We start from the raw sequence: 13,404 nt of genomic DNA, 5'->3' as shown, positions 1-13,404 counted from the left end.
CTCCTCACTCGTAGGTGATCTTCACCGTGTCGGTGACCGGAACCGACTGGCACGCCAGCACGATGCCCTCGGCGATGTCCTCGGAGTCGAGCACGTCGTTGTTGAGCATCTTGACCTCGCCCTCGACCAACCGGCACGCGCACGCGCTGCACGCACCCTCGCGGCACGAGTACGGCGCGTCGAGTCCCTTCTCCAGCAACAGGTCGAGCAACTTCTGCCGCGCCGGCCACGGAAACCGGTGCTCCTCGCCGTCCAGCGAGACCTCGACCACGGCGTCCGGTCGATCGTCCGCCACCGGCACGACCTCGGCGAACGGATCACTGGACAGCGACACGAACTTCTCGACGTGCACGACCTTGACGTCCCGCAACGCCTTGCGGGCGGCCTCCATGAACGGTCCCGGCCCGCACACGAACGCCTCGTCGCAGTCCTGGACGAACGCCCGCAACGCGCCGAGGTGCGGCAACCCCTGCACCGACTCCAGCCAGTGCACGACGACCAGCCGATCCGGACAGGATCGCGACAGCTCGTCCAGCTCGCGGGCGAAGATCACCGAGCCTTCGTCCCTGTTGGCGTAGAAGAGGAAGACCCTGCCCGATCCCTGGGCGAGCACGGTCTTGATGATCGACATCACCGGCGTGATCCCGCTACCGGCGGCGAACGCCAGCAGCGAGCCGTCCAGCGAACTGGGGGTGAAGACCCCGGCCGGCGCCAGCACGTCCAGCTCCATGCCAGGCCGCACCTCGGAGCACATCCACGCAGAGCCGTACCCGTCCGGCGTGCGCTTGACCGTGATCTTCAACGGCTCGCCCGGCGCGCTGGACAGTGAGTAGCACCGAGCGACCTCGCCCGCCCGCACGGTGAGAAACTGGCCGGGCCGCGGCGTGAAATCGACTCCCGACAACACGAACGAGCGCGCGTCGGCGGTCTCCTCGATCACCTCGTCGACCCGGACCCGGTGCACCTCAGCCATCCGCGACCTCCAGCGTGCCGTCGCGCACGGCCTTCTCGATGCTGTCCCGCAGCCGCAGGCACGTCGGCACGAACGCCGACCGCGGCCCGCACAACTCGGGGCAGTCGCGAGTGTCGGAAAGCCACTGCACGCTCGTGTGCTGCGGGCTGTTCTTCTTGACCAGCACCCGGTTCCCGCAGTCGCACCTCACCGGCCCCATGCCACCGACGAGGAACTCGTCCCGCTCGTTCACGTGGCCGACTCCTGAGGCGCCGGTTCCCGCCTGGCCAGGTTCTCGGCGACCTCCTTCTCCCACACCTCGATCGCCCGGCTCGTGTCGACCTCGAACTCGAAGCGCCGCGTCATGTCGTCGCTGACGTCCTCGACGTCGACGTAGAACTGCTCGTACCAGCGCCGCAGCTGGTAGACCGGCCCGTCCTCCTCGCACAGCAACGGGTTGTCGATCCGCGTCTTGTTCTGCCAGATCTCCACGTCCTGGAGGAACCCGACGCCGATGCCGCGCGCGAACTTGGCCGCGATCTTGTCCGCGTGCACGTCGTCGACACCCGGCAGCTTCTTCACGATCGCGCCCCACTGCAGCCGGAACGAGTTCGGCGTGATCGGGTAGTGGCAGTTGATCAGCACGGTCTCGATCTCGAGGCCCTTGTAGTCGTTCCACAGATAATCGATCATGTACGACGGCCCGTAGTAGGCGGCCTCCGAACGAACTTCCACGTCACCGGTGTAGTTCGAGCCCATCGCCACGTCCGGCCGTCCCCGCGTCGTGAGGTACTGCGACGCGACGTGGCCCTCCATCACGTTCTTGAAGTAGGTCGGGAACGCGAAGTGGATGTAGAAGAAGTGGGCCATGTCGACGACGTTGTCGATGATCTCGCGGCAGTTCGCGCCCTCGATCACCACCGAGTCCCAGGTCCAGTTGCTCCACTCGTCGCTGAACGCCGACTCGATGCGCGGGATCGTCACGTTCTCCGGCGGCGGGTTGCCCTGCGGGTCGTTCCACACGAAGAGCTGCTTGTTCTCCTCCATCGTGATCCACGACCGGGTGCGCGCCCGCAGCGGAACCCGCTTGGCGTAAGGGATGTCGACGCACTTGCCGTTGCCCGCCCAGCGCCAGTCGTGGAACGGGCAGGCGATGTTGTTGCCCTTGACCGTGCCCTGGGTGAGGTCGCCGCCCATGTGCCGGCAGTACCCGTCCAGCACGTTGATCTTGCCGTCCTCGCTCGCGAACACCACGAGCTTGGTGCCGAACGCCTCAACCGCATGAGGTTTGCCGTCGCGGAAGGCGCTGGCCAGTCCGAGGCAGTGCCAGCCGCGCGCGAACCGCGCTGGAGGTGCGCCGGTGTCGATCGTGCGTACGGCGTCCTGCGTCATGACATGCCTCCAGAGATGTCGAGACCGGCGAGATAACCGAACGTCATGGCCGGTCCGAGGGTGGCGCCCGCGCCCGCGTACGTGTGGCCCATGACCGAAGCGCTGGTGTTTCCGGCCGCGTACAGGCCGTCGATCACCGAACCGTCCTCGCGCAGCACCCGCGCACGGGTGTCGGTGCGCAGGCCGCCCTTGGTGCCGAGGTCGCCGGGCACGATCCTGACCGCGTAGAACGGGCCGGTCGTCAGCGGTGCCAGGTTGGGGTTCGGGTGGTTGCGCGGGTCGCCGTAGTAGCGGTCGTACGCGCTGTCGCCGCGGTGGAAGTCCTCGTCCTTGCCGTCCACGGCCAGGGTGTTGAAGCGCCGGACGGTGTCGATGAGTTCCGGCAGGTCGGCTTCCTGGGCGAGTTCTTCGAGGCTGGGGGCCGTGAGCACGGATTCCTTCCAGCGGCGGGGGAGCGGGCGGCGCGGTGGGATGCCGCAGAACGGGTAGCGGCCGCGGTAGGTGTGGTCGAAGACGAGCCAGGTGTCGCCGGTCATCGCGTTGACCACGTCGATGTAGGGCGCCGCCTCGTTGACGAACCGGCGGCCGGTCTTGTCGACCAGCACCGAGCCGGGCAGCGAGCGTTCGGCGAGCAGGAAGAACGGGCCGCGGGGCAGCGGGACCGACGGGCCCCACCAGGCGTCGTCCATCAGCCCGACGGCCGCGCCCGCCCGCATGCCGGCCTCGATGCCGTCACCGGTGTTGGCCTTCGCGCCGACTGTCCACTCCGTACCGATGTCCTGATGCTGCTTGCGCAGGCGTTCGTTGTGCTCGAACCCGCCCGCGGCCAGGACGACGTGCTTGGCGGTGATCAGCCGGTCGCCGATGAGGACGCCAGCGACGCGGCCGTTCTCGTAGTGCAGGTCGGTCATGGCGGTGTTGAGCCTGATCTCGACGTTCAGTGCTTTGAGTCCCGCCCGCAGTCCGGCGGACAGCGCCTGGCCCATGGTGAGGCGCCGGCCCGGCAGGAACCGGCGGGCGAAGACCTTGGCGGCGGTGACGATGCCGCGCGGGTGGCGGCCGATCAGGGTCAGCCACTTGTAGTCGGTCTGGGTGATCACGATGCCCGCCGGCGTCGGCACGTACGGCGGTTCGAGGTCCTTGAGCTCCTCGCCGAGGAGTTTCGTGTTGAACGGCAGCGGCTCGACGGATCTGCCGCGCGGCTGGCCGCCGGGCGCTTCCGGGTAGTAGTCGGAGTAGTCGCGGACCCAGCGGAACTTCAGCGGTGTGTGCGCGGCGACGAACGCGAGCATCGCGGGTCCGGCGTCCAGGAACGCCTCGCGCAGCTCGGCGGGTACTTCCCCGGCGATGTGCCCCAGGTAGGTGCTGGCCTGCTCCGGCGAGTCCGGCACGCCGTTGGCGGCGACCACCGCGTTGTTCGGCACCCAGATGCCGCCGCCGGACCGCGCGGTCGAGCCGCCGTAGTGCTCGGCCTTCTCGATGATCAGGGTGCGCAGGCCTTGTTGAGCGGTGCAGAGGGCGGCTGTCATGCCTGCCGCACCGCTGCCGACGACGATCACGTCGTACATCGCACCTCCCCGGAAGTCGAACTAGAACAGGTTATAGTTTCGGGGCGCTTTGGCGCTATGGTGTAGGAGTTCCAGGCAAGTCGACTCACCAAGAACCTGTTTCTGGCCAAGAACCTGTTCCAGGAGGGTTGCGTGGAGGTCACCGCTGACGTGGTCGTCATCGGCTTCGGTGCGGCCGGCGCGTGCGCCGCCGTCGAGGCCGCGGCGGCCGGTGCGTCCGTGGTGGTCCTGGACCGGTTCGCCGGTGGTGGCGCGACCGCGTTGTCCGGCGGTGTCGTCTACGCGGGTGGTGGAACGCGGCAGCAGGTCGAGGCAGGAGTGACCGATTCGGTCGAGGCGATGGTGGCCTACCTGCGCACCGAGGTCCGGGACGCGGTGTCCGAGGCGACGCTGCGGCGGTTCTGCGAGGACAGCGCCAAGATGCTGGCGTGGCTGGAGGACCAGGGCGTGCCGTTCGATGCCCGCGTGTCCCCGTTCAAGACCTCGTACCCGACCGACGACTACTACCTGTACCAGTCCGGCAGCGAGGACGCCTGGCCCGACCCGGCCCCGCGCGGACATCGGACCAGGGCCAAGGGAACTTCGGGCAAGGCGTTTTTCACCCGGCTGGCGGAAGCGACCAGGCGGGCGGGCGTGCGGATCATGCCGCAGACCCGCGCTGTCGAGCTGATCACGACGGACGGCCGGGTGACCGGTGTGCGGTGCCGCGCGTTGTCCGGGATCGCGAAGGCGCTGCACGGGGCGTTGTCCAGGGCGGGCGCCAAACCGTGGCTCTACTACCCGCCGCTGGGCAGAAGGCTGTTCGGGCTGGCCGGGTGGCTGGAACGGTTCGCCCGCCCGGTGACGGTGATCGCGCGCCAGGGCGTGATCATCTCCGCCGGCGGTTTCATCGCGGACCGGGCGATGGTGCACGAGAACGCTCCTGCTCACCGCGGCGGACTCGCGCTGGGCACGCCCGGCGACGACGGCGGCGGGATCCGGCTCGGCATCGCCGCCGGTGGGAAGACCGCGCGGATGGACAAGATCTCGGTCTGGCGGTTCGTCACGCCGCCCAGCGCTCTGCAACGCGGGGTGCTGGTCGACGTCGACGGCAAGGCGTTCGGTGACGCGACCCGGTACGGCGCGGCGATCGGCAGTGAGATCGTCGAACGCGGCGGCAAGGCGTGGCTGCTGATCGACGACGACATCCTCGCTGTCGCACGCGCCCAGGTCAGGACGCAGACGGCGCCGTTCCAGCGCTGGCAGGTCCGCTACCTGCTGGGCCGCGGCATGGTCACCGCGCCGACGATCGAGGAAGTCGCGGCCAAGGCCGGAATCGGCGTGCCCGAACCGGTCGGCAAGCCGCCCTATTCACTGATCAACGTGTCGGTGCGCGCGGGATTCGGTTACCCGTGCCCGATGCTGACGCTCGGCGGACTCGTCGTCGACGAGGAAACCGGTCAGGTGCAGGGAGTTCCCGGCCTGTACGCGGCGGGCCGGTCGGCCGTCGGGGTGTGCTCGGAGTCCTACGTCAGCGGGCTCGCGCTCGCCGACTGCGTCTTCTCGGGCCGCCGTGCGGGGCAACACGCTGCCATGTCAACAGGTGCAGGGGAGGCCAGGTGCTGACGATCCAGAAACGGGAAGCGGCCGCCGAGTTGCTGCGCGTGGCGGAACGCGACCGCGTGCCGATCAAGCCGCTGGTCGAGCTGTATCCCGACATCGACGTGGTCGACGCGTACGAGATCCAGCTGCTCAACGTCCGGCACCGCAACCGGGACGTGATCGGCCACAAGGTAGGCCTGTCGTCGTTGGCGATGCAGCAGATGATGGGCGTCGACGAACCCGACTACGGCCACCTGCTCGACGACATGCAACTCGCCGGGATCGCGGACGCCTCGGCGTACCTGTATCCGCGGGTCGAGGTGGAGATCGCGTTCCTGCTGGCCCGCGACCTGCCAGGAGAGGGCTGCACGGTCGAGGACGTCCTGGCCGCCACCGAGTTCGTCGCGCCGGCCATCGAGCTGATCGACAGCCGGATCATCGACTGGAAGATCGGCCTGCAGGACACCATCGCGGACAACGCGTCCTCGGCCGGGTTCATGCTGGGCTCCGAACGGGTGCGTCCGTCCGAACTGGACATCGGCGCGGTGGCGGCCACCCTGCGGCGCAACGGCGAAGTCGTCGCCGAAGGCCGTGGTGAGGCGGTGCTGGGCGATCCGGCGATCGCGGTGGCGTGGCTGGCGGAGAAGGTCGCGGGCTTCGGCGTCCGGTTGCTGGCCGGCGACATCGTGCTGCCGGGGTCGTGCACGCGGGCGATCGACGCGCGGCCGGGTGACGAGTTCCACGCCGAGTTCGCCGGACTTGGTTCTGTCGACCTGAAATTCGAGTGAGGTGACTGGGTGAAGGCGGCCATCGTCGGCTCCGGCAACATCGGCACCGACCTGCTTTACAAGCTCCTGCGCTCCGAAGTGCTGGAGCCTCGCTGGATGGTGGGCATCGACCCGGCCAGCGAGGGCCTCAAGCGCGCGGCGTCGCTGGGCCTGGAGGTCTCGGTCGACGGCGCGGAGTGGTTGCTGCGTCAGGACGAGCTGCCGGACGTCGTGTTCGAGGCGACGTCCGCGGCGGTGCACCGGGCGAACGCGCCGCGCTACGCGGAGGCCGGGATCCGGGCGATCGACCTGACCCCGGCGGCGGTCGGGCCGTACGTCGTGCCGCCGGTGAACCTCGGCGAACACAGGGACGCGCCCAACCTCAACCTGATCACGTGCGGCGGCCAGGCCACGATTCCCATGGTGTACGCCGTTTCGCGGGTGGTTCCGGTGTCGTACGCGGAGATCGTCGCGAGCGTGGCGTCGGTGTCGGCCGGACCGGGCACGCGGGCCAACATCGACGAGTTCACCCGCACCACCAGCCACGGCATCGAGGCGATCGGGGGAGCGGAACGCGGCAAGGCCATCATCGTGCTGAACCCGGCGGACCCGCCGATGATCATGCGCGACACGATCTTCTGTGCCATCCCCGAGGACGCCGACCCCGATCCGATCACGGACTCGATTGCTCGGATGGAGACCGACATCCGTTCGTACGTACCGGGTTTCCGGTTGCTGAGCGAACCGCAGTTCGACGCCGGTCGAGTGTCGATCTTCGTCGAGGTCGCGGGCGCCGGTGACTTCCTGCCCGCGTACGCCGGGAACCTCGACATCATGACCGCCGCCGCGACCAAGGTGGGGGAGGAGATCGCACATGCAGCTGCGGCTGACCGACACGTCACTGCGTGACGGCTCGCACCACAAGCGGCACCAGTTCACGGTCGAGGACGTCCGTTCGATCGTGGCGGCACTGGACGGCGCCGGGGTGCCGGTGATCGAGGTGACGCACGGCGACGGGCTCGGCGGGTCGTCGTTCAACTACGGCTTCAGCCTCACCCCGGAGCAGGAGCTGATCAAGGTCGCGGCCGACACGGCGACGCAGGCCAAGATCGCCGTGCTGATGCTGCCGGGTGTCGGGGTGAAGGACGACATTCTTGTTTCCCAGGACAACGGCGCCTCGATCGTCCGCATCGCCACGCACTGCACCGAGGCCGATGTCTCCGTGCAGCACTTCCAGCTGGCCAGGGAACGCGGGCTGGAGACCGTCGGGTTCCTGATGATGGCGCATTCGCAACCGCCCGAGGCGTTGGCGAAGCAGGCGCGGATCATGGCGGACGCGGGCTGTCAGTGCGTGTACGTGGTCGACTCGGCAGGAGCCCTTGTCCTGGAACAGGTTTCCGACCGGGTGGCCGCGCTGGTCGACGAGCTGGGCGAGGACGCGCAGGTCGGCTTCCACGGGCACGAGAACCTCGGGCTGAGCGTCGCGAACTCGGTCGCCGCGGCCAGGGCGGGGGCGCGGCAGATCGACGGCAGCGTGCGCGGATTCGGGGCTGGTGCCGGGAACACGCCGCTGGAGGCGTTCGTCGGCGTGTGCGACAAGCTCGGGTTCGAGACCGGTGTGGACTTCTTCAAGATCGTGGACGCGGCCGAGGACGTGGTCCGGCCCGTCATGCCCGAGGAGTGCCTGCTCGACCGGATGGCACTGATGATGGGGTACGCCGGCGTCTATTCCAGCTTCCTCAAACACGCTTACACGCAAGCGAAGCGCTATGACGTGTCCGGCGCGCAGATCCTCATCCGAGCGGGAGAACGCCGGCTCGTGGGAGGGCAAGAGGACCAGCTGATCGACATCGCACTGGAGCTGAGCAGGGAGAAAGTCCGATGAGCGAGGAAATCCTCGGCAAGGTGCGGGAGCTGCTGCCTGCTCTGCGGGAACGCGCGCAGGAGGCGGAGGAGCTGCGCAAGGTGCCACCGGAGTCGGTGAAGGCTTTGCAGGAGACCGGGTTCTTCCGGATGCTGCAACCCGTGCGGTACGGCGGGTTCGAGTCGCATCCGCTGGAGTTCTACACCGCCGTGAAGCTGATCGCGAGCGCGTGCGGCTCGACGGGCTGGGTCGCGTCCGTGCTGGGCGTGCACCCGTGGCACGTCGGGTTGTTCGACGTGCAGGCGCAGGAAGAGGTGTTCGGGGAGGACCAGGACACCCGGATCTCGTCGTCGTACGCGCCGACGGGTCGTGCGACGGCGGTCGAGGGCGGGTTCCGGTTCAGCGGCAAGTGGAGCTTCTCGTCCGGCTGCGACCACGCCACCTGGGTGCTGCTCGGCGGCCTGGTGATGAACGACGAGGGCAAACCCGTCGACTTCCGCACGTTCCTGTTGCCGATCGCCGACTACACGATCAACGACGTCTGGGACACCGTCGGCCTGCGCGGCACCGGCAGCAACGACATCGTGGTCGAGGACGTGTTCGTGCCGGAGCACCGTGCGCTGAGCATGCTGCACACGGCGCGGTGCATCTGTCCTGGCCAGGACGTCAATCCCGGTCCGCTGTTCCGCATGCCGTACGGGACGATCCACCCGTACGCGATCACCGCGCCGATGATCGGCATGGCGACCGGCGCATACGACCTGCACGTGGGCGCGACCCGTGAGCGCGTCCGGGCCGCCTATCTGGGCGAGAAGTCGGTCGAGGACCCGTTCGCGCAGGTGCGGATCGCCACGGCGGCCAACGACATCGACACGGCGTGGTGGCAGCTCGAGAAGGACATCAACGACGAGTGGGAACACGCCGTCGCTGGCACGAAGATCCCGATCGACCTGCGGCTGCGGGCCCGGCGGGACCAGGTGCTCGGCAGCGCGCGGGCGATCTCGGCGATCGACCGGCTCTTCGAGAGCGCGGGCGGCAAGGCGATCAACCAGGGTTCACCGCTGCCCCGGTTCTGGCGCGATGCGCACGCCGCACGCGTGCACGCGGCCAACGACCCGGAGCGCGTGCTTGTCCTGTACGGCAAGAACGAGCTCGGCATCCAGGTCCGCGACGGGCTGTTCTGAGGAGAGTGCTGTGAAGGTTCGGTTGCACTACCACGAAGCCGGTGCGGATCACGCCGAGACACTGGTCATGCTGCACGGCGGTGGGCCAGGCGCGTCGTCGTTGAGCAACTTCGGCCGCAACATCCCGGTGTTCGCGAAGTCGTTCCGCGTGCTGGCCGTGGACCTGCCCGGCTACGGCCAGTCCGACAAGCCCGCCGAGCACGACCAGTACTTCACCTTCGCGGCCAGGGCGTTGAACGACCTGCTCGACGAGCTGGGTGTCGAGCAGGCACACATCCTGGGCAACTCGCTCGGCGGCGGCACCGCGGTCCGGTTCGCCTTGGACTACGGGAAACGGGCCGGACGACTCGTGCTGATGGGGCCGGGTGGCCTCAGCTTGAACGTCTTCTCGCCGGACCCGACGGAGGGTGTGCGCAAGCTCAGCGCGTTCGCCCGCACGCCGACGCGGGAGAAGATCGAAGAATTCTTGCGGATCATGGTCTTCGACCAGTCACTCATCACCGACGAGCTGATCGACGAACGGTTCGAGGCGGCGTCGAAGCCGGAGTCGTTGCGGGCCATGGCCGCGCTGGGCAAGTCGTTCGCCGGCCCGGACTTCGAGCAGGGCATGCTTTGGCGCGAGGCCTACAAGCTCCGTCAACGGGTGCTGCTCGTGTGGGGCCGCGAAGACCGCGTCAACCCGCTGGACGGCGCCTTGCTGGCGATGAAACTGATCCCGCGCGCGCAGCTGCACGTGTTCGGCGGGTGCGGGCACTGGGCCCAGCTGGAGAAGTTCGACGAGTTCAACAGGCTGGCCACTGATTTCTTGACGGAGGCGTGATGGGGATCCGTTCGCTGGGATATCTCCGGATCGAGACCACCGACATGACCCGGTGGCGCGAGTTCGGGTTGAAGGTCCTCGGCATGGTCGAGGGCAAAGGCTCCACCGAAGGCGCTTTGTACCTGCGGATGGACGACTTCCCGGCGCGATTGGTGATCGTGCCGGGAGAGTCCGACAAGCTGCAGGCGTCGGGCTGGGAGGCAGCCACCGAGGCCGAACTGGACGAGGTGGCGAAGCGCCTGGCGTCGGCCGGAGTCGCGTACGTCGAGGGCAGCGCCGAGGACCTGGCCGAGCGGCGGGTGAACGGGCTGATCAGGTTCGAGGACCCGTCCGGCAACACCCTCGAGGTCTTCCACGGCGCGGCTCTGGAACACCGCCGCGTGGTGTCGCCGTACGGGCACCGGTTCGTGACCGAGGAGCAGGGCCTCGGGCACGTCGTGCTGTCCACATCGGACGACGAGGCCGCGCTGCACTTCTACCGCGACGTGCTGGGCTTCCGGTTGCGCGACTCGATGAGGTTGCCACCGCAGTTCGTCGGTCGCCCGGCCGACGGACCGCCCGCGTGGCTGCGGTTCTTCGGCTGCAACCCGCGCCACCACAGCCTCGCGTTCCTGCCGATGCCGACGCCGAGCGGGATCGTGCACCTCATGGTCGAGGTCGAGAACACCGACGACGTCGGCCTGACGCTGGACCGGGCGATGCGCAGGAAGGTGCCGATGTCGGCGACGCTCGGCAGGCACGTCAACGACCTGATGCTGTCGTTCTACATGAAGACACCCGGCGGGTTCGACGTCGAGTTCGGCTGTGAGGGACGGCAGGTGTCCGATGAGGACTGGATCGCACGCGAGAGCACGGCGGTGAGCCTGTGGGGACACGACTTCAGCGTTGGCCACCAGAAGTAATGCAGTCAGAAACAGCAGCCCACTACCGTTCCGTACTCGGTCACTTCTGCACCGGTGTGACCGTGGTGACAGGCATGTCCGCGGACGGACCGGTCGGGTTCGCCTGCCAGTCGTTCGCGGCCCTGTCGCTGGACCCGCCGCTGGTGTTGTTCTGTCCACAACGGACTTCGCGCAGCTGGGCGGCGATGGCGTCGGCGGGCTCGTTCTGCGTGAACGTGCTGGCGGAGGACCAGCGTGGGGTGTCGACGGTGTTCGGAAGGGCCGGCGCGGACAAGTTCGCCGGCGTGTCCTGGACGCCGTCGAGCACCGGTGCTCCCGTGCTCGACGGCGCACTGACGTGGATCGACTGCCAGGTGACGGTGGTGCACGACGCCGGTGACCACCACGTGGTCGTCGGCGAGGTCGTCGAACTCGGCCCGACACGGGACGCGCAGCCGCTGCTGTTCTACCGCGGCCGCTACGCCTCGCACGCCGAACTCGACACCCGCGGGTGGTCCGGCGAGGTGCTGGACAACCTGATGACCTGGCAGCGTCAGTCAGAGTGGAGCTGACGCGGTGACCTGCCAGCACGCACCGGGAACCCGCACCTCGTCGCCGTGCACGAACTCGTCGAACGCGCTGCGGACCTGCGCCATCAGCTGCGGCCGCACGGACTCGTCCGCCTCCTTGAGCGCACGGGAGATCGGGCCGAGATTGCTCAGGTACGGGACCAGCAACGACTCCGGCATCGTGCAGATCCGGTCCACCGCGCTGATGTCGATCCCACTCCAGCCGGCCTCTTCGAGGATCTTCCGGGTCTTGGCGGCGTCCGCGAGCGAGAACGGCCCCGGTCCGTCCGGATCAGGAGCCGGCGCGTCGGGCAGCAACGACGCGGCGGCGCGTGAGGCGGCCGTCATGAACGGGTTCTCCTCCGGTGTGCGCCACGTGATGAAGCACAGCTCACCGCCCGGCACCGAGGCGCGCAGCAGGTTGCGGAACGCGGTGGCCGGATCGTCGAAGAACATGACCCCGAACCGCGAGACGATCAGGTCGAAGCGCTCCTCGAACACGTGGACCTGCGCGTCCGCGAGCAGGAACTCCGCCTTCCCGTGCTCTCGCGCCGCGGCCAGCATCGATTCCGAGATGTCGAGGCCGACGCACCTCGTCCCGTCGAGAGCGTCCGCGATCGCCCGTGTCACGCCGCCGGTGCCACAGCCGACGTCGAGCACCCGCTCGCGGGGCCGTTCTCGCGCGGCTTCCACGAGCAGGTCCTGGAACGGCTTCAGGACCAGGTCGACGATGTCCTGTGCCTGGGCCCAGCCCTGTCCTGCGGCGTTCCACCACTCGGCCTGGGCGCTGTTGACCTCTGATGTCATGCTCGTACCGTCCTACTTCAAGTCGGCTTGAGGTCAAGTGTCGTGGATGAAATCGGGATCGGCGAGGTGGTGCGGCGCTCCGGCGTGCCCGCGTCCACTCTGCGCTACTACGAGGAACGCGGCCTGATCACCTCGGTGCGCCGCCGGGGTCTGGCGCGGGTGTTCTCGACCTCGGTCCTGGAACAGCTGGCGTTGATCGCGGTGTGCCGTTCGGCCGGGTTCTCCCTGGAGGAGGTCCTGCAGATGTTCGCCCCGGACGGCCGCCCGAGCCCGAACCGCGCGATGCTGGCGGCCAAGGCGGACGAGCTGGACGCGACGATCCGCAAGCTCGCGTCCATGCGCGACGACCTGCGCCACGCGGCGGCCTGCCCGGCACCGTCGCACATGGAGTGCCCGACCTTCCGGCGAGTGCTGGGGCAGGCTTAGAGGCTCCAGATCTGCGGCGCCACGGTGACGGCGGCGGCCTGGTACGGCGGCAGCAGCCTGCCCTCGACCACGACCTCCAGTGGCCACTTCTCCTGCAACACCACCCACAGTCGTCCGGAGAGCCCGGCGAACGCACCCAGCAGGTTCGCGTTCTCGTGCGCCTGCAACACGTACACCCACTTCGCCACGTCGGGCGCGCCGTCGAGCGGCTCGCGCCAGGCCCGGCGCAACCGGCGTCCACCGTGCCGTGCGGCGTCGGCGGACAACACGACGTCCGCCCTGCTCGGGTCCGGCGCGGAGGCGGGAGCGTTGGCGCTGAAGCGGTACGGCAGCGGCGGCACCTCGTCGATGCTCGGCACCGCGGCCAGGTCCGGGCTGGCCGGATCATCCAATGTGGACGCGATGAGCTCGCGCTCCTCGGCCGTGATGCCGATGTTCTCGTACGCCATGGACAGCAGCAGCGTCGCCTCGGCCTGCGCGGGTTCGCCACCGAAGTAGTCCTCGCGCACCGAACGCAGGGTGTCGTCTTCCAACCGGCCCGCGAGCCGCGCGCACAGGTCGGTGACCGTCGCGTAGGTCTTCACATCCATGGT

Annotated in this window: 15 protein-coding genes; 9 read left to right on the top strand and 6 right to left on the bottom strand. The window is 68.6% G+C overall.

What is annotated here, in order from left to right:
• Window positions 1–4: 4 nt before the first annotated feature.
• Genes ACWGE0_RS02280 through ACWGE0_RS02265 form a run of 4 tightly spaced genes read right to left on the bottom strand, consistent with a single transcriptional unit; the run spans window position 5 to window position 3,912 of the window.
• A complete protein-coding gene (locus tag ACWGE0_RS02280; RefSeq protein ID WP_452259062.1) occupies window positions 5–973 on the bottom strand; it encodes a 2Fe-2S iron-sulfur cluster-binding protein in 969 nt (322 codons plus the stop codon).
• Window positions 966–1,205 (bottom strand): hypothetical protein, encoded by a 240-nt coding sequence (locus ACWGE0_RS02275; protein WP_452259061.1) that lies wholly within the window; start codon window positions 1,203–1,205, stop codon window positions 966–968. Before ACWGE0_RS02275 ends, ACWGE0_RS02280 begins: the two co-directional genes overlap by 8 nt.
• Entirely contained in the window at window positions 1,202–2,344 is a 1,143-nt protein-coding gene (locus ACWGE0_RS02270; RefSeq protein WP_452259060.1) for a Rieske 2Fe-2S domain-containing protein, read from the bottom strand. Before ACWGE0_RS02270 ends, ACWGE0_RS02275 begins: the two co-directional genes overlap by 4 nt.
• The gene (locus ACWGE0_RS02265; protein ID WP_452259059.1) at window positions 2,341–3,912 is read right to left on the bottom strand and encodes an FAD-dependent oxidoreductase; all 1,572 of its coding nucleotides are present in this window, start codon (window positions 3,910–3,912) and stop codon (window positions 2,341–2,343) included. The genes ACWGE0_RS02270 and ACWGE0_RS02265 overlap by 4 nt, the downstream gene beginning before the upstream one ends.
• Window positions 3,913–4,044: 132 nt before the next feature.
• On the opposite strand from ACWGE0_RS02265, the gene ACWGE0_RS02260 reads away from it, so the two are divergent.
• From ACWGE0_RS02260 to hsaB, 8 genes are read left to right on the top strand one after another with little or no spacing between them, the layout of a single operon-like run.
• Window positions 4,045–5,517 (top strand): FAD-binding protein, encoded by a 1,473-nt coding sequence (locus tag ACWGE0_RS02260; RefSeq protein WP_452259058.1) that lies wholly within the window; start codon window positions 4,045–4,047, stop codon window positions 5,515–5,517.
• A complete protein-coding gene (locus tag ACWGE0_RS02255) occupies window positions 5,511–6,281 on the top strand; it encodes a 2-keto-4-pentenoate hydratase (RefSeq protein ID WP_452259057.1) in 771 nt (256 codons plus the stop codon). Before ACWGE0_RS02260 ends, ACWGE0_RS02255 begins: the two co-directional genes overlap by 7 nt.
• Window positions 6,282–6,290: 9 nt before the next feature.
• A complete protein-coding gene (locus ACWGE0_RS02250) occupies window positions 6,291–7,169 on the top strand; it encodes an acetaldehyde dehydrogenase (acetylating) (protein WP_452259056.1) in 879 nt (292 codons plus the stop codon).
• Window positions 7,135–8,145 (top strand): 4-hydroxy-2-oxovalerate aldolase, encoded by a 1,011-nt coding sequence (gene dmpG, locus ACWGE0_RS02245; RefSeq protein ID WP_452259055.1) that lies wholly within the window; start codon window positions 7,135–7,137, stop codon window positions 8,143–8,145. Before ACWGE0_RS02250 ends, dmpG begins: the two co-directional genes overlap by 35 nt.
• Entirely contained in the window at window positions 8,142–9,308 is a 1,167-nt protein-coding gene (hsaA, locus tag ACWGE0_RS02240) for a 3-hydroxy-9,10-secoandrosta-1,3,5(10)-triene-9,17-dione monooxygenase oxygenase subunit (RefSeq protein WP_319964303.1), read from the top strand. Before dmpG ends, hsaA begins: the two co-directional genes overlap by 4 nt.
• A 10-nt stretch (window positions 9,309–9,318) precedes the next feature.
• Window positions 9,319–10,128, top strand: a complete 810-nt coding sequence (gene hsaD / locus ACWGE0_RS02235) for a 4,5:9,10-diseco-3-hydroxy-5,9,17-trioxoandrosta-1(10),2-diene-4-oate hydrolase (protein WP_452259054.1) — start codon at window positions 9,319–9,321, stop codon at window positions 10,126–10,128.
• Window positions 10,128–11,030, top strand: a complete 903-nt coding sequence (gene hsaC / locus ACWGE0_RS02230; protein WP_452259053.1) for an iron-dependent extradiol dioxygenase HsaC — start codon at window positions 10,128–10,130, stop codon at window positions 11,028–11,030. The genes hsaD and hsaC overlap by 1 nt, the downstream gene beginning before the upstream one ends.
• Complete coding sequence (gene hsaB, locus ACWGE0_RS02225; RefSeq protein ID WP_452259052.1) at window positions 11,030–11,581, top strand: 3-hydroxy-9,10-secoandrosta-1,3,5(10)-triene-9,17-dione monooxygenase reductase subunit; 552 nt, start codon at window positions 11,030–11,032, stop codon at window positions 11,579–11,581. The genes hsaC and hsaB overlap by 1 nt, the downstream gene beginning before the upstream one ends.
• On the opposite strand, the gene ACWGE0_RS02220 is transcribed toward hsaB, so the two are convergent.
• Window positions 11,567–12,385, bottom strand: a complete 819-nt coding sequence (locus tag ACWGE0_RS02220) for a class I SAM-dependent methyltransferase (RefSeq protein WP_452259051.1) — start codon at window positions 12,383–12,385, stop codon at window positions 11,567–11,569. The genes hsaB and ACWGE0_RS02220 overlap by 15 nt on opposite strands.
• Window positions 12,386–12,427: 42 nt before the next feature.
• Here ACWGE0_RS02220 and ACWGE0_RS02215 point away from each other — a divergent pair, with 42 nt between their 5' ends.
• Window positions 12,428–12,811, top strand: a complete 384-nt coding sequence (locus ACWGE0_RS02215) for a helix-turn-helix domain-containing protein (protein ID WP_452259050.1) — start codon at window positions 12,428–12,430, stop codon at window positions 12,809–12,811.
• Here ACWGE0_RS02215 and ACWGE0_RS02210 read toward each other — a convergent pair.
• Window positions 12,808–13,401, bottom strand: a complete 594-nt coding sequence (locus tag ACWGE0_RS02210) for a hypothetical protein (protein WP_452259049.1) — start codon at window positions 13,399–13,401, stop codon at window positions 12,808–12,810. The genes ACWGE0_RS02215 and ACWGE0_RS02210 overlap by 4 nt on opposite strands.
• Window positions 13,402–13,404 lie beyond the last annotated feature (3 nt).

The sequence above is a fragment of the Lentzea sp. NPDC054927 genome (genome assembly GCF_053610285.1).
Note: the sequence above shows the minus strand (reverse complement) of the source record. Positions and strands in the feature narration are given on the sequence as shown.

Coding starts and splice junctions, on each gene's coding strand:
- ACWGE0_RS02280 (WP_452259062.1), bottom strand. CDS start 973: ATGGCTGAGGTGCACCGGGTCCGGGTCGACGAGGTGATCGAGGAGACC.
- ACWGE0_RS02270 (WP_452259060.1), bottom strand. CDS start 2,344: ATGACGCAGGACGCCGTACGCACGATCGACACCGGCGCACCTCCAGCG.
- ACWGE0_RS02265 (WP_452259059.1), bottom strand. CDS start 3,912: ATGTACGACGTGATCGTCGTCGGCAGCGGTGCGGCAGGCATGACAGCC.
- dmpG (WP_452259055.1), top strand. CDS start 7,135: ATGCAGCTGCGGCTGACCGACACGTCACTGCGTGACGGCTCGCACCAC.
- hsaA (WP_319964303.1), top strand. CDS start 8,142: ATGAGCGAGGAAATCCTCGGCAAGGTGCGGGAGCTGCTGCCTGCTCTG.
- hsaC (WP_452259053.1), top strand. CDS start 10,128: ATGGGGATCCGTTCGCTGGGATATCTCCGGATCGAGACCACCGACATG.
- hsaB (WP_452259052.1), top strand. CDS start 11,030: ATGCAGTCAGAAACAGCAGCCCACTACCGTTCCGTACTCGGTCACTTC.
- ACWGE0_RS02220 (WP_452259051.1), bottom strand. CDS start 12,385: ATGACATCAGAGGTCAACAGCGCCCAGGCCGAGTGGTGGAACGCCGCA.
- ACWGE0_RS02210 (WP_452259049.1), bottom strand. CDS start 13,401: ATGGATGTGAAGACCTACGCGACGGTCACCGACCTGTGCGCGCGGCTC.